The sequence below is a fragment of the Cobetia sp. UIB-001 genome (assembly GCF_044789135.1).
Lineage (GTDB): Bacteria > Pseudomonadota > Gammaproteobacteria > Pseudomonadales > Halomonadaceae > Cobetia > Cobetia amphilecti.
In genome coordinates, this window is sequence record NZ_CP058244.1 from 695,909 (window position 1) to 712,795 (window position 16,887).

13 protein-coding genes are annotated in these 16,887 nt (G+C 64.0%); 8 read left to right on the forward strand and 5 right to left on the reverse strand.

The features are described from left to right. Positions 1 to 79 precede the first annotated feature (79 nt). The 4 genes from HA399_RS02925 (at position 80) to HA399_RS02940 (ending at position 5,685) form a co-directional block, all read left to right on the forward strand. The gene (locus HA399_RS02925; RefSeq protein ID WP_225347558.1) at positions 80 to 1,126 is read left to right on the forward strand and encodes a Fe(3+) ABC transporter substrate-binding protein; all 1,047 of its coding nucleotides are present in this window, start codon (positions 80 to 82) and stop codon (positions 1,124 to 1,126) included. A 306-nt stretch (positions 1,127 to 1,432) separates the two neighbouring features. Next, positions 1,433 to 3,076: an iron ABC transporter permease gene (locus HA399_RS02930; RefSeq protein ID WP_107336652.1), complete on the forward strand. Its 1,644-nt coding sequence runs from the start codon at positions 1,433 to 1,435 to the stop codon at positions 3,074 to 3,076. A gap of 113 nt (positions 3,077 to 3,189) precedes the next feature. Further along, positions 3,190 to 3,726: an HPP family protein gene (locus HA399_RS02935; protein ID WP_166019098.1), complete on the forward strand. Its 537-nt coding sequence runs from the start codon at positions 3,190 to 3,192 to the stop codon at positions 3,724 to 3,726. 216 nt (positions 3,727 to 3,942) lie between these two features. After that, positions 3,943 to 5,685, forward strand: a complete 1,743-nt coding sequence (locus HA399_RS02940; RefSeq protein WP_404325999.1) for a DEAD/DEAH box helicase — start codon at positions 3,943 to 3,945, stop codon at positions 5,683 to 5,685. A 91-nt stretch (positions 5,686 to 5,776) separates the two neighbouring features. Here the strand turns inward: HA399_RS02940 and HA399_RS02945 are convergent, their stop codons facing one another. After that, a complete protein-coding gene (locus HA399_RS02945; protein WP_404326000.1) occupies positions 5,777 to 6,343 on the reverse strand; it encodes a hypothetical protein in 567 nt (188 codons plus the stop codon). A gap of 48 nt (positions 6,344 to 6,391) precedes the next feature. Continuing rightward, positions 6,392 to 7,342 (reverse strand): TatD family hydrolase, encoded by a 951-nt coding sequence (locus HA399_RS02950; RefSeq protein ID WP_286989322.1) that lies wholly within the window; start codon positions 7,340 to 7,342, stop codon positions 6,392 to 6,394. A gap of 326 nt (positions 7,343 to 7,668) precedes the next feature. Between HA399_RS02950 and HA399_RS02955 the strand changes: the two genes are divergently transcribed. Beyond that, complete coding sequence (locus HA399_RS02955) at positions 7,669 to 9,606, forward strand: ATP-binding cassette domain-containing protein (RefSeq protein ID WP_404326002.1); 1,938 nt, start codon at positions 7,669 to 7,671, stop codon at positions 9,604 to 9,606. 179 nt (positions 9,607 to 9,785) lie between these two features. Here the strand turns inward: HA399_RS02955 and HA399_RS02960 are convergent, their stop codons facing one another. Further along, positions 9,786 to 10,238: a universal stress protein gene (locus tag HA399_RS02960; RefSeq protein ID WP_043335309.1), complete on the reverse strand. Its 453-nt coding sequence runs from the start codon at positions 10,236 to 10,238 to the stop codon at positions 9,786 to 9,788. Positions 10,239 to 10,447: 209 nt separating this feature from the next. Between HA399_RS02960 and HA399_RS02965 the strand changes: the two genes are divergently transcribed. Further along, positions 10,448 to 10,996, forward strand: a complete 549-nt coding sequence (locus HA399_RS02965) for a preprotein translocase subunit YajC (RefSeq protein ID WP_404326004.1) — start codon at positions 10,448 to 10,450, stop codon at positions 10,994 to 10,996. 124 nt (positions 10,997 to 11,120) lie between these two features. Here the strand turns inward: HA399_RS02965 and slyA are convergent, their stop codons facing one another. Both slyA and HA399_RS02975 read right to left on the reverse strand, forming a co-directional pair. Next, positions 11,121 to 11,567, reverse strand: coding sequence for a transcriptional regulator SlyA (gene slyA, locus HA399_RS02970; RefSeq protein ID WP_043335305.1), 447 nt, complete (start codon positions 11,565 to 11,567; stop codon positions 11,121 to 11,123). 217 nt (positions 11,568 to 11,784) lie between these two features. After that, the gene (locus tag HA399_RS02975; protein WP_043335301.1) at positions 11,785 to 12,897 is read right to left on the reverse strand and encodes a DUF5924 family protein; all 1,113 of its coding nucleotides are present in this window, start codon (positions 12,895 to 12,897) and stop codon (positions 11,785 to 11,787) included. A gap of 426 nt (positions 12,898 to 13,323) precedes the next feature. Between HA399_RS02975 and fadB the strand changes: the two genes are divergently transcribed. Next, positions 13,324 to 15,474, forward strand: a complete 2,151-nt coding sequence (gene fadB, locus HA399_RS02980) for a fatty acid oxidation complex subunit alpha FadB (RefSeq protein WP_404326005.1) — start codon at positions 13,324 to 13,326, stop codon at positions 15,472 to 15,474. 93 nt (positions 15,475 to 15,567) lie between these two features. Next, positions 15,568 to 16,746: an acetyl-CoA C-acyltransferase FadA gene (gene fadA / locus HA399_RS02985; RefSeq protein ID WP_043335293.1), complete on the forward strand. Its 1,179-nt coding sequence runs from the start codon at positions 15,568 to 15,570 to the stop codon at positions 16,744 to 16,746. Positions 16,747 to 16,887: the final 141 nt, after the last annotated feature.

Sequence of the window (16,887 nt, forward strand, 5' to 3'; positions counted from 1 at the left end):
ATGGTTCCGCTTTTACTGGCCTGCAGGTCTGCTCATGGCAGTCCTCGTCAGGACAGGACACCTTGAACAGGGGTATTCGATGACTGCTGTATCCATGATTTCTGCATCCTCCGCTCGCAAACTGTTGTTGAGTGCGCTGGTCGGCGTGACGGCTGTCACGGCCATGCCGGCGCAAGCCCAGGAAGAGGTGAACGTCTACTCCTATCGTCAGGCCTATCTGATCGAGCCGTTCCTCAAGGAGTTCACCGAGGAGACCGGCGTCAAGGTCAACGTGGTATTCGCGAAGCAAGGTCTGGCCGAGCGTCTCAAGCGTGAGGGTCGCAACACGCCGGCTGACGTCCTGCTGACGGTGGATATCGGTCGCCTGCAGGAGCTGGTCGACGAAGAGCTGGTCAAGAGCGTCAATGACGACGTCATCGAAGCCAACCTGCCCGAGCAGTATCACGGTCCTGACAACCAGTGGTTCGGTATCACCACCCGTGCCCGCGTGCTCTACACCAGCGTCGAGCGTCTCGAGGCCGGTCAGGTCGCAAGCTATGACGACCTGGCGGACCCGAGCCTCAAGGGCCGTGTCTGTTCACGTGCCGGGGATCACCCCTACAACGTGGCGTTGATCGCCTCGCGTATCGCCCACAACGGCGAGGAAGCGACCCGCGAATGGCTGGAAGGCTTCAAGGACAACCTGGCGCGCAAGCCGCAGGGCGGGGACCGCGATCAGATCAAGGCGATTCGTGACAACGTCTGTGACGTGGCCATCGGCAACAGCTACTACTACGGCAAGATGCTCGACAACGACGAGCAGCGTCCGTGGGCCGAGAAGGCACGCATCGAGTTCCCGGACCAGAACGGTGTCGGCACGCACATGAACATCTCCGGCATGGCGATGACCAAGTACGCGCCGCACGAAGAGAATGCGCTCAAGCTGATGCGCTTCTTGACCGAGAAGACCGCCCAGCACATGTATGCCGAGGTCAATTTCGAGTACCCGGCCAACCCGGCTGCCGAAAGCTCGGAGCTGCTGACGTCCTGGGGCGAGTTCAAGCAGGATGACCTCTCGCTGACCGAGGTCGCCAAATACCGCAAGCGTGCTGCTCAGATGGTCAATGAAGTCGGCTTCAACCAGTAACGGCACTCACCGCTGGCGTAAGCCATCGGGTGGGATGTCATGAACGAAGAGGGGCTGTCGCGATGCGACAGCCCCTCTTCGTTTGAGTGAACAATGTAAAATAGACGCAATTGCAGTTGGCAGGTCAGTGAGGAAGAACAGATGACGCAAGGCAAGCGGCTGTTGGCAAAGCGAGGTGCGAGCCTTGAAGAGGAAGCCTGCACGGCAACCAGCGCGACGGAGCTCGCCCTGGAGCGCGCGACTCACAGCACGTCAGGCGCCGAAGACGCGGCGATAAGACGTCGTCAGCGGCGCCTGGGTACTCACATGGGGTGGTTCGCGACGGCCTGGGGGGTCGCCGCGCTGGTGGTGATGCCGGTGCTGGCCGTCATCTGGCTGGCGTTGTTCGGCGATGATGGCAGTGATCAGGCCGGTGACGGCATCTGGCCGCACCTCGTCTCCACCGTGCTGCCTGACTACGTCATGACGAGTCTGGCGCTGGTGGCCGGCGTGGCGGTGCTCAGCGGCAGCATGGGCGTGGTGTCGGCGTGGCTGACCACCATGTATCAGTTCCCGCTGCGGCGTACCTTCGAGTGGTCGTTGCTGCTGCCGTTCGCGATTCCCGCCAACGTCATCGCCTACATCTACACCGATGTCTTCGAATATGCCGGGCCCTTCCAGGGCGCGCTGCGTGCGCTGTTCGGCTGGGACTCGCCGCAGGATTACTACTTCCCCGAGATACGCAGTCTGGGCGGCGCCATCCTGATGCTGTCGCTGGTGCTGTTTCCGTATGTCTTCATGCTGGCGCGCTCGGCATTTCTCGATCAATCACCGTCACTGCGCGATGCCAGCCGCACCCTGGGCTGCAATGGCTGGCAGAGCTTCTGGCGCGTGGCGCTGCCCAGTGCACGCCCGGCGATCGCCGTCGGCCTGGCGCTGGCGATGATGGAGGCGCTCAACGACTTCGGCACCGTCGATTACTTCGCGGTGCGTTCGCTGACTGCCGGTATCTTCAATGTGTGGCTCAACATGGGCAGCCTGCGGGGCGCGGCCCAGATCGCGCTGTGTCTGATGATCTTCGTGGTCACGCTGATCTGGCTGGAGCGGCATGCCCGGCGCCGGCAGCGTCAGTTCGGCAAGGGCGATCGCTATCGTCGCTATCGTCGCCCGACCCTGCATGGCTGGCGCGCCGGACTGGCGACACTGGCCTGCCTGCTGCCGCTGCTGTTCGGCTTCCTGTTGCCGGTGGGGCTGCTGACGCGGCATGCCATTCGCTACTTCGAGGAGTCGTGGACGCCGGACTTCGCCGGTTACGCGCTCAATAGTCTGATGCTGTCGGTGAGTGCTGCCGTGCTGACGCTGATCATCGGGGTGCTGCTGGCCTACGCCAAGCGGCTGGATCGCACCGCAAGCGTACAGCAGGCGCTCAAGCTCTCGAGTCTCGGCTATGCCATGCCGGGCGCCGTGCTGGGGCTGGGCGTGCTGGTGCCGCTGTCCGGTTTCGACAACGCGCTGGACAGCTTCCTGCGCGCCAACTTCGGGTTCTCCAGCGGTCTGCTGCTGACGGGCACCATGGGCGCGATCATCATCGCCTATGTGGTGCGCTTCCTTGCCATCGCCGCGGGTTCCATCGAATCGAGCCTCGACAAGGTCACGCCCTCGATGGACATGGCGGCGCGTTCGCTGGGCGAGAACACCTTCTCGACATTGCGCCGGGTGCACCTGCCCTTGATCCGTCCCGGCTTGCTGACCGCGGCGCTGGTGGTGTTCGTCGATGCCATGAAGGAGCTGCCGGCCACCTTGCTGCTGCGGCCCTTCAACTTCGACACGCTCGCCACCCACGTCTATCAGTACGCCTCGGATGAAATGCTCGAGCAGGCGGCGCTGCCGGCGCTGGTGATCGTGGTGGTCGGCATCCTGCCGGTGATCGTGATCTCGCGCACCATCGTGGCCTCGCGCAGCGAGTCATGATGAAGACAGCGTCGGCATCAGCTTATTGCCAAACGGGAGTTGTTCCTCGTGTGGAGATCGCCTAGGGTGCAGCGCTCGACATTGACAGGACAACGCCGGAGATGGTTCGCACGATGCTCAAGCCTTACGTAGCCAAGATGCGTGGTGGCCCCCTGAAGCGGGGCAGGCCGCATGTTGCCGATGCCCTGTGGTCATGGCTCGGGGCCTTTCTGGGCATGGCGCTGATCGGCTGGCTGTCCTCGCACTATCTGGCGGTCAGCTCGCTGTTGCTGGTGGGGTCCTTCGGCGCGACCTCGGTGCTGCTCTACGGCGCGCCGCACAGTCCGCTGGCCCAGCCGCGCAATGTGCTGGGCGGCAACATGCTGTCGGCACTGGTCGGTGTCGCCTGCTATCACTGGCTGGGCGATGGCTGGCTGGCAGCGGCCATGGCGGTCTCGGTGGCACTTCTGGTCATGCAGCTGACGCACACCCTGCACCCGCCGGGCGGCGCCACGGCCTTGATCGCGGTGATCGGCGGTCAGCCACTGCACGAGCTGGGCTACTGGTACGCTCTGTTGCCGGTGGGGCTTGGCTGTGCGGCGATGCTGGTGCTGGCGGTATTGATCAACAATCTGGCGCGTCATCGCCGCTATCCGCTGCACTGGCATTGAACCCATCGGATGCGCGTTTCTGCAGGCGACGGCGGAAGATGGTAGACTGGGCCATCGCCTGACGCGAGCGACTGGCAGCAGCCGGATGAGGTCCCTCTGACCGACTCTTTCTTCTCTGCGCCTGATACGCCTCGCTCCCTCTCCCGGCACGTGCCCGGCCAGGCGCCATTCCTTAATGATCGACCAGCACGTGGCCGGTCAGCCGAAGAGATATTGATGACTGAGACTACTGCCAATTCCGTCCCGGCGTTTGCCTCCCTGGGGCTGTCCGCTCCTGTCCTGAAAGCGATCGCCGAGATGGGCTATTCAACGCCGTCTCCCGTCCAGGCAGGTGCGATTCCTGCCGTGCTGGAAGGCCGTGATGTGATGGCTGCCGCGCGCACCGGTACCGGCAAGACCGCCGGTTTCGCCCTGCCGCTGGTCGAGCGCCTCTCGCAGAGCGCTCCCGCGGGTGCCCGCAAGATCAAGGCCTTGATCGTCACGCCTACGCGTGAACTGGCCGCGCAGATCGACGAGAACGTCACTGCCTATTCCCGTCACCTGAAGCTGCGCAATGCCGTGGTATTCGGTGGCGTGAAGATCAACCCGCAGATCAGCCGCCTGTCCTCTGGCGTCGAGATCCTGACCGCCACGCCGGGCCGCCTGCTGGACCTGCACTCCCAGAAGGCCATCGATTTCTCCGATCTCGAGACGCTGGTGCTGGATGAAGCGGACCGCATGCTGGACATGGGCTTCATCCACGACATCCGCCGTCTGCTCAAGCTGCTGCCGACCAAGCGTCAGACGCTGCTGTTCTCCGCGACCTTCTCCGATGAGATTCGCGGCATGGCCAACAAGCTGCTGAATGACCCGGTGGCGGTGGAAGCCAGCCCGCGCAACACCACGGCCGAGAAGGTCGAGCAGCATATCCACACCGTGGAGAAAAGCCACAAGCCTTCGCTGCTCAAGCACCTGATCATCAAGGAAAACTGGCACCAGGTACTGGTCTTCACCCGTACCAAGCACGGTGCCAACCGTCTGGCGACCAAGCTCGAGAAGTCCGGCATCAGTGCTGCGGCGATTCACGGCAACAAGAGCCAGAATGCGCGTACCAAGGCACTGGCCGGCTTCAAGAACGGCGAAGTGCGCGTGCTGGTCGCGACGGACATCGCGGCGCGTGGTCTGGATATCGAGCAGCTGCCACAGGTCGTCAACTACGAACTGCCCAACGTGCCGGAAGACTACGTGCACCGCATCGGACGTACCGGCCGTGCCGGCGCCAGCGGGCGTGCCATCTCTCTGGTCTCCAGCGATGAGCGCAAGGAACTCGGCGGCATCGAGCGTCTGCTCAAGGGCAAGCTCAAGCGCGTCGAAGTGGAAGGTTTCGTGCCGGAAGTCGATGTCGAGCCGGAACGTGAGCCGCGTCAGCCGCGTGGTGGCCAGCGCTCGGGCGGCCAGCGTACTGGCGGCAAGCCTGCCGCTGAAGGCCGTGGCAATGGCGGCCAGCGTTCGGGCGGCGCGCGCTCTGAAGGTCAGCGTTCTGGCGGCCAGCGTACTGGCAGCAAGCCTGCCGGTGAAGGCCGTGGCAATGGCGGCCAGCGTTCTGAAGGTCAGCGTTCTGGCGGTCAGCGCACTGGCGGCAAGCCTGCTGGTGAAGGTCGTGGCAATGGCGGCCAGCGTTCTGGCGGTCAGCGCTCTGAAAGTCAGCGTTCTGGCGGCGCGCGCTCGGGCGGCCAGCGTACTGGCGGCCAGCGCACTGGCGGTCAGCCTCAGCAGACCGCGCGTGTCGATGATGATAACCGCGGCAACCGTGCGCCGGTGCAGCGTGAAGTCGATGGCAATCGCGTCGCGCCGCAGCCGGAGGTGAACGGCAACCGTGCGCCGAACGCGCCGAGCAATGATGAGCGTCCGCGTCGCCGCTCGCGTGGTGGTCGCAACCGCTCCAGCGGTGGCAACGGTGGTGGCCGCTCCAACGGCTGAGCCGCGTCGTAGAGGCCAAGGCTTGAACGCAAACGCCCCGACAACCGCAAGGTTGTCGGGGCGTTTGCGTGTCAGGAGCGAGAGCGTCTGATCAGACGTCTTCTTCCCAGTCGATCTCGTAATCCGGGCCAGTGCCCTGGATGTCTTGCTCACCACGCACGCCATCACCGCGCAGGCGGGTATGGATGGCCAGCATCACCAGCACCTCGTTGTCCGGGCGGAAGGGCTGCAGGCCCTGTTCGAACAGCATGTTGTTGCGCTCGCGCGCCCAGTCACCCAGGGCAAGCTCAGGGTAGAGGCCTTCCGCCGGCGCGAACTCGATGAAGGGGTCCATGTTGTAGGCGTCGAACAGGCGGGCCAGTGCCTGCTCGTCATCCATGACGCCGGTGGTATAGAGCGTGGTCTGGTAGTAGTCCTGCTCCAGCTCCTTGAGCACATCGAGGGGGCTGACGCCGAAGCTGCGCAGGTCGTCCAGGCTGTAGTCGCCCAGCTCCAGCATCTCGCCATCCAGCCATTCGTCATCCGGCTGGATCAGCACATGCTTCATCTGGCCATCGGGGAGCGCCCAGGCGATGGCCAGCGGCAGACTGGAGTCCTCGCCGGTCTCGACGGCGATGAAGGCGGGGAAGTCCCCTGTTTCGGGTTCATATTCGTGCATGGTGATGTCCAGAGCAGGGAAGCGTGCAGGGAAAGTCGTTGATGCCGATTACAGGCGGAAGAAGCGTGTGGCAGTGGCGGTGGTGGCCTCTGCGAGTTCTTCCATGTCGATACCGCGCAGCGCCGCGACCTCCGCCATGATCCACACCAGCAGTGAGGGTTCATGACGCCGCCCCTTGAGCTTGGCGGGCAGATTGCGCGGTACCAGGTAGGGGCAATCGGTTTCCAGCATCAGACGCTCGAGGGGAATCTCGCGGCACAGGCTGCGCAGGTGTTCGCCTCGGCGCTCATCACACAGCCAGCCGGTCAGGCCGATGTGCAGGTCGAGATCGAGATAGCCGTAGAGCGTCTCGCGCTCACCGGTGAAGCAGTGCACGACGGCGTGACTGATATCGTCGCGCCAGTGCTTGAGCATCTCGAGCATCTGGCGACCGGCGTCACGTTCATGCAGAAACAGCGGCAGGCCTGTCTCGGCGGCCAGCGTCAGCTGCGCTTCGAACGCCCGGGCCTGCTCGGCGGGCGTCGAGAAGTTGCGATTGAAGTCGAGGCCACATTCCCCCACCGCGACGACCTCCGGCTGCGCCAGTAGCTCCCGGATGCCGCGTTCGACGCCGTCGTTCCACTGGCTGGCATCATGTGGATGCACGCCGGCGGTGGCAGAAAGGCCACGATAGCGTGCCGCCAGCGCCTGGGCCTCACGCGAGCCATCCAGGCTGGTGCCGGTCAGGATCTGCCGGCTGACGCCCGCCGCGCGTGCTCGCAGCAAGGTGCCCTCGATGTCGCGCGCGTAGCTCTCATGCGTCAGGTTGACACCGATGTCGACCAGCGCAGAGGGGCTGGCGAAACGCAGCTCCGGTGCCAGCAGCGTCAGCGCGGCCGCGATATCGGCCTCGCCGAGTTCAAGGTCGTCACACAAGGCGGCAAGCGTCTCGTCGGACAGCCGCTCGCTATCATAGTAGGGCAGGGACGCAGGATCGGCATGCGGGGGAAGCGCGGACATCGGACACCCTTGGGATCGCGGGGAGGGAGAAGACACGTGACAGCGCAAGGCCGGGCAACAGCTCGTCGGCCTGGCACTCGATAGCGCTGCATGCCAGGCGGGTCTTGGCAGTGCAGGGCACGTGACGTGATTTCAAGCGGTCGGCCATTCTACCCAAGGCGCCGGCGTCTTTCAGCCCTTGCGGCGTCTTCCATCGCCTGCACGCTGCGCCTCGGGTAGAATGGCAGCATTCTCCGGCGCGCGTCGCTGGCGGCGGCCTGTCCGCCTGACTCCCACTTCCTCCGTGGCCTTCCCGGCCGTGGACCCGTCACGAGTTGCTGCTGCACATGGCATTGTTACGACTGGAAAATCTTCAGCTGGCCTATGGCCATCACGTCTTGCTCAACGGGGCGGACCTTGTCGTCGAGCGCGGCGAGCGTCTGGCGCTCGTCGGCCGCAACGGCACCGGCAAGTCGACCCTGCTCAAGCTGATCACCGGCGAATTCCAGGCCGATGCCGGTGAGCTGTGGAAGGCACCGGGCCTCAAGATCGGCGTGCTCTCGCAGGACTTGCCGGCCGCCGAAGGACGCACCATCTTCGATGTCGTCGCTGAAGGCCTGCCGAAGGCGGGCGCGCTGCTGGCGGAATATCATCACCTGATCAGCGACCCCGAGCCGGACCTCAAGCGTCTCGAGCATGTGCAGGTCGCGCTGGAAAGCGTCGATGGCTGGCAGTTCCAGCAGCGTATCGATACCGTGCTGACCCGCCTGGGCCTGCCGGAAGACACCATGATGGAAGACCTGTCCGGCGGCTGGCGCCGTCGTGTCGCACTGGCGCGTGCGCTGGTGTCCGACCCGGACCTGCTGCTGCTCGATGAGCCGACCAACCATCTGGATCTCGATACCATCGCCTGGCTGGAAGAGCAGGTCGCGGCCTTCTCCGGCGCCGTGCTGTTCATCACCCACGACAGGGCCTTCCTGAAGCGCCTCGCGACCCAGATTCTGGAGCTGGACCGTGGCCGTCTCGGGCGTTATCCGGGCGATTACGCGGCCTACCAGGCCCAGAAGCAGCACGAGATGGATGTCGAGGCCAAGGAGAACTCCGAGTTCGACAAGAGACTGGCCCAGGAAGAGACCTGGATCCGCCAGGGGGTCAAGGCGCGTCGTACCCGCAATGAAGGCCGTGTGCGTGCGCTGGAGAAGATGCGTGCCGAGCGTGGCCAGCGGCGTGAAGTGCAGGGTCGTGCGCGTATCGCCGTCGACTCCGCCGAGCGCAGCGGCAAGCGGGTCGTGGAGCTGGAGAACGTCAGCTATCGCTACGACGAGGCGCAGGAGCAGTGGGTCATCCGTGACTTGAGCGTCGAGATCCAGCGCGGCGACAAGGTCGGCCTGCTGGGGCGCAACGGCGCGGGCAAGACCACGCTGCTGCACATTCTGCTCGGTCAGCTGGAAGCCAGCGAAGGCAAGCGCATCGAAGGCACCAAGCTGCAGATCGCCTACTTCGATCAGCTGCGCAAGGGCCTCGACATGGAAGCCACCGTCTACGACAACGTGGCGCGCGGCAGCGACCGTGTCACGGTCGGCGGGCGTGACATGCACGTGATGAGCTACCTGCAGAATTTCCTGTTCACGCCGGACCGCGCGCGTCAGCCGGTACGTTCGCTGTCAGGGGGCGAGTCCAACCGTCTGCTGCTGGCGCGTCTGTTCACCATGCCGGCCAACGTGCTGGTGCTCGATGAGCCGACCAACGACCTGGATGTCGAGACGCTGGAGCTGCTCGAGGAGCTGTTGCTCGACTTCGATGGCACCGTGCTGCTGGTTTCCCACGACCGTGCCTTCATGGACAACGTGGTCACCAACATCCTCGCCTTCGAGGGGGACGGGGTCGTCAAGCCGTATGTCGGGGGTTACAGCGACTGGATACGTCAGGGCGGGCATCTGCCGCCGGCGCCGTGGGAAGTCGAGCGTGAGCGTGAGGAAAAGCACCGTCGTGATGCCCAGGCAGAAGACGAGCGCCGCAAGCGTGAGGCCGCCCAGGCGCAGCAGGCCAACAAGAAGGTCAAGCTGCCCTACAAGTTCCAGCGCGAGCTGGACCTGATTCCGGCGACCATCGAGAAGCTGGAAGCGGAGATCGCGACGCTGGAAGCCGAGATCGCAGCGCCGGAGTTCTACACCGGGGATGCCAAGACGGTGAAGAACACGCTGGAGAAGCTCAGCCACAAGCAGCAGGTGCTGGAAGAGACGATGGAGCGCTGGATGGAGCTTGAGGCCATGCAGGAAGGCTGAAGCCGCAAGTGACGGTCATGCACACGTACGGTCATGAACTACGGTCATGAGTGACGATGCTTGATGACCGTGCGGTGCAGAAAGTCCGTCAGCTGAACACACAAGAGGGCTGCCCATGGGCAGCCCTCTTGTCGTCCCTCACATGTCATCGACGTGAGGTGTCGTCTAGCCGGCCGCCATCATTCCTCGCTGTCATCCGCGCCGACGCGCACCGCCAGCACGTCACACTGGGCACCGTGCAGGACACCCGTGGAGGTGGAGCCCAGCAGCAGCGCAAAGCCATGTCGACCATGCGAGCCGACCACGATCAGGTCCACGTCGTGTTCGGCCGCGAAGCGATGAATCTCGCTGTCCGGCATGCCGACCACCACGTACTGGTCTTCGGCGGCGATATCATGAGGGGAGGCAATCTCGCCAAGCCGTTCACGGGCGTGGGAATCCAGCTGGTCCTGGATGCTGGTCAGGTCCATCGGGATATCACCGCCATAGGCAAAACCCAGCGGTTCCAGCGTATGGATGATGGAAATCTTGGCGCCGTTGCGCTTGGCGATCGGCAGTGCCCGCTCCAGCACCAGATGGGAATCCTTGGTCAGGTCGACAGCGACCAGTACATGCTTGTATTCGTTGCTCATCCTGAGGTCCTCCCGCAGAGGTTGGCCATTCGAGTGGCGTCGTGCACCTGCTTCCATGCTAGGCTTGCCGCCCCCTTGAACACAATGACTTACATCAACGTAATGGCAGTGCGTGATACGCAACACTGCGGGGCTGCATAGCCTATCCTGCGCTTTCACGCCACGTCCTGCTTGATGAAACCCTTGAATAGACAACCGTTGGATAGACGATGACGACTGCGCTGATCATCATTTTTGTCGTGCTGGCGATGCTGTCGCCGCTGACCTGGCTACGCCCCAGCAAACGCGAGACGCGCACTTCACTGGTCCGCAAGGCGGTGATCGCCGATGGCATGCGGGTGGATCTCAAGGCGCCGGCGCTTTCTGACGCGCCCAAGGGCATCGTCGGTTACCGCCGCCCCTGGCCGACCGAGCGCGATGTCACGCCCTTCATTCTGGTGCAGGATGAATGGGCCAGTGATGCCCTGCGTGAAGCGGTGCCGGGCTATCGCTGGCGCGAAGAGAGTCGCCTGGCGGATGACCCTGATGTCGCCGCGGCGCTGCTGCGCTTCACGCGCACGCTGCCGGAGGATGCCCTGATGCTGGAGTCGTCGCTCTCCGGCCTGACGCTGTGGTGGGGCGAGAGTCTGGATGTGGAGAGCTGCCACGACTGGCGGCGCGAATTCGAGGCCTTGCATGCGATGTTGATCGACAAGGCGCCTATCTCGCACAAGCGTCGTCCGCTGGTGGGCACCGAGCCGAAGATGCCGGACGCCTGACACGCGTAGCCTTCCTGCCCGCAGAAAAAAGCCCCCATCGAGTCACTCGATGGGGGCTTTTTCATGTTCCGCTTGCGCTCATGTCCTGCAGGCGCGGCCGGCCATTTCCGGTCGGCGTGTAGTCTCAGGCGCTCTCCGGCACCTTCTCGGAGATTTCCAGGCCATTGCGCTCCATGACGCGCAGGCATTCACAGAATTGATCGACCTGCGCCTCGCTCAGGCCCTCGAGCATCTCGATGCGAGTCTGCTCGGCGATGGCATCGATCTTCTCGATCAGTGGCAGCGCCTTGCGGGTCAGGAAGATGCGCTTGGTGCGGCGGTCTTCCTCACAGGCACGGCGCTCGACCAGGCCCTGTTCGGTCAGTTGGTCCAGGGTGCGAACCAGCGACGGGGCTTCGATACCGATGGAGCGAGCCAGATCACATTGGGGCTGACCATCGCCCATGCGCCACAGGTGTACCAGCGTCATCCAGCGAGTCTGGGTCAGCCCTAGTGGGGACAGTCGCTGGTCCAGAATGGCGCGCCACAGGCGCGGCAGGCGGGAAAGCTTGAGTCCGATATCTTCATGCATGGATAGGTCGTCCGCTGAGTGCAAATGTGAAGGGGCTTTTGTCATTGGCGCGCGTCCAGTATCACTCAAACCTGAATGAGACTGATTCCTTGTGCGCGCCGCCCTTCACATCAGCATGCTAGGCAGTCTGGATAATTACAAGCCTGCGAACGAATTTTACGTCCAAGGTCGAGTAACTCAGCGTTCCCGCTTGCAAAGTGACTCATGATGGCGACTGTCACAAACCCGGAATCAGGTTGGTGATACGCCAGCCGGGGATGCCGGGTGGCTGGCTGATGGTGCTGTCGGCCAGGGTCGCCTGCTGCGGATCATCGCTGACCACGAAGCGCAGACTGCCGATGCGCTGTCCGTTCATCGTCTCGACATCGATGCGCCACTCGCCCTCGCTGCCCTGCGGGAAGGCGGTCTTGTGCGTCCAGGCGCGGTAGCCTTCGCTGCGCCCGCCGTTGATGTTCAGGGCGATGCGATCGACGACTTCGCCGTCATGCCGCCAGACGTGATAGACCTTCTCCGATAGGCCGCGCGGCGCGCGGATGGCCGTGAAGGCGTAGAGGCCTCGGGCGGAGAGCTGCGCAGGCGTCAGCTGCATCTCGCCACGCGGTGCGCGCGCCGCGGTATCGAAGTCCGGCGACAGGCTGCTGGCATTGATCCACAGCGTGGCGGGCGGAATCCAGGCGCGTGCCCCCCATGCGCCTACCCCGAGCATCACGCTGATGCCGATCATCGCCAGCCCGCCGACCACCCCACGCGCGATGCGCAGGTTGGCGACGCTGGGCAGCGCGAACAGGCTCATGGCGGCACAGGCGGCCAGCAGGCTCTCGCCCGTGGTCAGCTCCAGCAGCAGGGGCAGGGTGACCAGTACCACCACGAACACGCACAGGGCGTGGAAGCCGAAGTACAGCCAGCGATGGCGCTCGGCCAGCCGGTAGTAGAAGGGATCGAGAATCGACAGCAGGGTCGCGCCGCACAGCAGCAGCGTGAAGCCCGCCTGGCCGCTGGCCCAGTCGGTGGTCGCCAGGAAGAACGGCAAGGTGAAACACAGTGTCTCCTGCTGGATCAGCTGGGCCACGAAGGTCGCCAGCTTGCGGGGCAGGGCATTCTGACCGCGATGGCGGCGCAGACGGCTCCACAGGCCTTCGGCGATCAGGATCAACCAGGCCAGCATCATGCCCAGCGCCAGCATGCCGCCCAGCCATTGCTGACGATTGACGAGGAAGAAACTGCAGATGCCGGCGGCGAAGCCGATGGGCGGCCATAGCCAGTGCCAGCGCTTGGTGCGTTCGACAAGGCCGGTCAGGCGCAGATACAGGGCGGTGAGAGTGCTGCTCATGAAAGCATGATATCGATGAGGCCTTTGAAAGCCTGCTGGCGCGCGAGGAGGTGTCGCGGCCAGCCTGCGGGTTGGGAAAGCGTTCAGGGTAACGCGGCTGCCTTGTGCGGTGTAGCGTCGATCTTTGCCTACATCGGCTGTCGATGGCGTGCGCCAGTCAGCCCGGGCCAGTATACAGACGGCCCGTGACCCCCGACCTTTCGCTAATGTCCGCAGGCTTGATCTTTGCCCGTCACTGGCCCAAGCTGGCTGTATTCAAACGCTTGTATGAAGCGCTGTGATGAGAGATGACTCTCGCGCGGTGCCTCAGCCAGCGGCGAGTCCGGCGAGGCCGGTTGCCAGCACCCTCATGGCCAACGCCCAAATGGCAGTGACCCTCGAGCGCCCGGCAGCCCCTTCACCTCTTTCTCTTGTGGAGATCCGTGGATGATCTATTCAGGCAAAACGCTAACCGTCGAGGCCAATCAGGACGCCATCGCCCTGTTGACCCTCGATCTTGAAGGCGAATCGGTCAACAAGCTGGCCAGCTACGTACTCAAGGAGCTGGGAGAGGCGGTCGAGGCCATCAAGGCGACGGCCGATCTCAAGGGGCTGGTCATCCGCTCCGCCAAGGAAGCGTTCGTGGTCGGTGCCGACATCACCGAGTTCCATCAGATGTTCGAGAAGGATGAAGCCTTCCTCATCGACATGAACATGAACATCCATGGCATCTTCAATGCCATCGAGGACCTGCCGTTCCCCACCGTCACTGCCATCAATGGGCTGGCGCTGGGCGGCGGCTGCGAGATCACCCTGACCACCGATTTTCGGGTCATGGCCGACAGCGCCAGGATCGGCCTGCCGGAAACCAAGCTCGGCATCATCCCGGGCTGGGCGGGCTGTGTACGACTGCCGCGGCTGATCGGGGCGGACAACGCCATCGAGTGGATCTGTGGTGGCACCGAGAACCGTGCCGACAAGGCGCTGGCAGTGGGCGCCGTCGATGCCGTCCTGCCGGTGGCCGAGCTGGATGCCGCGGCACTCGATATTCTGGCGCGTGCCAACGCCGGCGAGCTGGACTATCAGGCGCGTCGTCTCGAGAAGACCTCGCCACTCAAGCTCAATGCCATCGAGCAGATGATGGCCTTCGAGACCGCCAAGGGCTTCGTGGCCGGCAAGGCCGGTCCGCACTATCCGGCGCCGGTGGAGGCCATCAAGGTCATCCAGAAGGGCGCGGGGGAATCGCGTGAGCGTGCCCAGGCCATCGAGGCCAAGACCTTCGCCAGGATGGCGCTGACCGACGTGGCCTTCAATCTGGTCGGCCTGTTCATGAACGATCAGGTGGTCAAGAAGAAGGCCAAGGGTTACGAGAAGCAGGCCAGTGAGATCAAGCAGGCCGCCGTGCTGGGTGCCGGCATCATGGGTGGCGGCATCGCCTATCAGAGCGCCAGCAAGGGCACGCCGATCCTGATGAAGGACATCAACGGCGAGGCCATCGAACTGGGCCTCAAGGAGGCTCGCAAGCTGTTCGGCAAGGGCGTCGAGCGCGGCAAGCTGACCACCGAGAAGATGGCGCAGGGCCTGTCCAACATCCGCCCGACGCTGTCCTACGGTGACTTCGGCAATGTGGACCTGGTCGTCGAGGCGGTGGTCGAGAATCCCAAGGTCAAGGCCTCGGTGCTGGCCGAGCTCGAGGACAACGTCGCCGAGGACGCCATCCTGACCTCCAACACCTCGACCATCTCCATCACGCGGCTGGCCGAGTCGCTCAAGCGTCCCGAGAACTTCTGCGGCATGCACTTCTTCAATCCGGTGCACCGCATGCCGCTGGTCGAGGTCATCCGTGGCGAGAAGTCCAGCGATGCGGCCATCGCCGCGACCGTCGCCTATGCCCGCCAGATGGGCAAGACGCCGATCGTCGTCAACGATTGCCCGGGCTTTCTGGTCAACCGCGTGCTGTTCCCCTACTTCGGTGGCTTCAGCCTGCTGGTCGAGAAGGGCGCCGACTATCAGCGCGTCGACAAGGTGATGGAGAAGTTCGGCTGGCCGATGGGCCCGGCCTACCTGCTGGATGTGGTCGGCATGGATACCGCGGTGCACGCCAATGCCGTGATGGCGGAAGGCTTCCCGGACCGCATGGCGCGAGACGGCAAGACCGCCATCCAGGTGATGTACGACAACAAGCGCCTCGGCCAGAAGAACGATCTGGGCTTCTACCGCTACGAGGAGGACCGCAAGGGCAAGCCGAAGAAGCTGGCGGATGATGAAGCTCAGGCACTGGTGGCCCAGGTCGTCAGCGAGACGCGCGAGTTCTCCGATGAAGACATCATCGCGCGCATGATGGTGCCGCTGTGCATGGAAACCATCCGCTGCCTGGAAGACTACATCGTCGGCAGTCCGGCCGAGGCCGACATGGCCTTGATCTACGGCATCGGTTTCCCGCCGTTCCGTGGTGGCGCTCTGCGCTATGTCGATGCCATGGGCGTGGCCGAGTTCGTCGCGCTGGCCGACAGCCTGGCCGATGAGCTGGGGCCGCTGTATCGCCCGACCGAGGCGCTGCGCGAGCGCGCCAAGCGTGGCGAAGCCTTCTACTCCTGAGCCTTTGATGGCTGAGCGCCCGAGTGGCCGCCAGCACTATCCGACCAGAATTTTCGGCTCTCGCGACAGCGAGGGCCATGAGGGAGCCAGACAATGAATCTGAATCCGAGAGATGTGGTAATCGTCGATGGCGTGCGTACCGCCATGGCCAAGGCCAAGAACGGCGCCTTCCGGCACGTGCGCGCCGAGAATCTGTCCGCCGCGGTGATGCAGGCGCTGTTCGATCGTAATCCCGGCCTGGTGCCGGCCGAGGTCGACGACATCATCTGGGGCTGCGTCAACCAGACCCTGGAACAGTCCATGAACATCGCGCGCAACGCCGCCATCATGACTGGCATTCCGCGTACCGTGCCGGCGCAGACGGTCAACCGCCTGTGTGGTTCCTCGATGAGTGCCCTGCATATCGCCACCGCCAACATCAAGGCCGGCATGGGCGACTTCTATATCATCGGCGGTGTCGAGCACATGGAGCACGTGCCGATGGCACACGGGGTCGACGTCAATCCGGCGGCCAGCAAGCATGCGGCCAAGGCGGCGATGATGATGGGCCTGACCGCGGAACTGCTTGGCAAGATGCATGGCGTGAGTCGTGAGCAGCAGGATGAGTTCGGCGTGCGCTCTCATCAGCGTGCCCAGGCCGCCGCTGATGAAGGTCGCTTCGATGACGAGATCATCGGCGTCGAGGGCCATGATGCCGAGGGGCGTCGCGTGATGGTGACCCGCGATGAGGTCATCCGTGGCGATGCCAGCATGGAATCCATGGGCAACCTCAAGCCGGTGTTCGATCCCAAGGGCGGCAGCGTGACGGCGGGCACCTCCTCCGCGCTGTCGGTGGGCGCCTCGGGCATGGCGGTGATGAGTGCCGAGCGCGCCGAAGCGCTGGGCCTCAAGCCCATCGCTCGTGTGCTCTCTACTGGCGTTGCGGGCTGTGACGCCTCCATCATGGGTTACGGGCCGGTGCCGGCCTCCAAGCAGGCGCTCAAGGCGGCAGGCCTGACCATCGAAGATATCCAGACCGTCGAATTGAATGAGGCCTTCGCGGCGCAGTCGATTCCGGTACTCAAGGACCTTGGCCTGCTGGAGCGTGTCGATACGGCGGTCAATCTCAACGGCGGCGCCATCGCGCTGGGCCACCCGCTGGGTTGCTCCGGTTCGCGTATCTGCACCACGCTGCTCAACGTCATGAAGCAGCAGAACACGCGCCTGGGCCTGGCGACCATGTGCATCGGCATGGGCCAGGGCGTCGCGACCGTGTTCGAGCGACTCGACTGAGCGTCAGCGCCTTCCGTCAGCGTCTTCGATAAGCGATCAGGCCCCGCCTGATACCTCAAGCGGCATGTCTTCGGACATGCCGCTTTTTCGTTGGCAGGCTTTTGTCTGGAAACGAGAAGGGGGGCGCAGTATCGTGGCAGT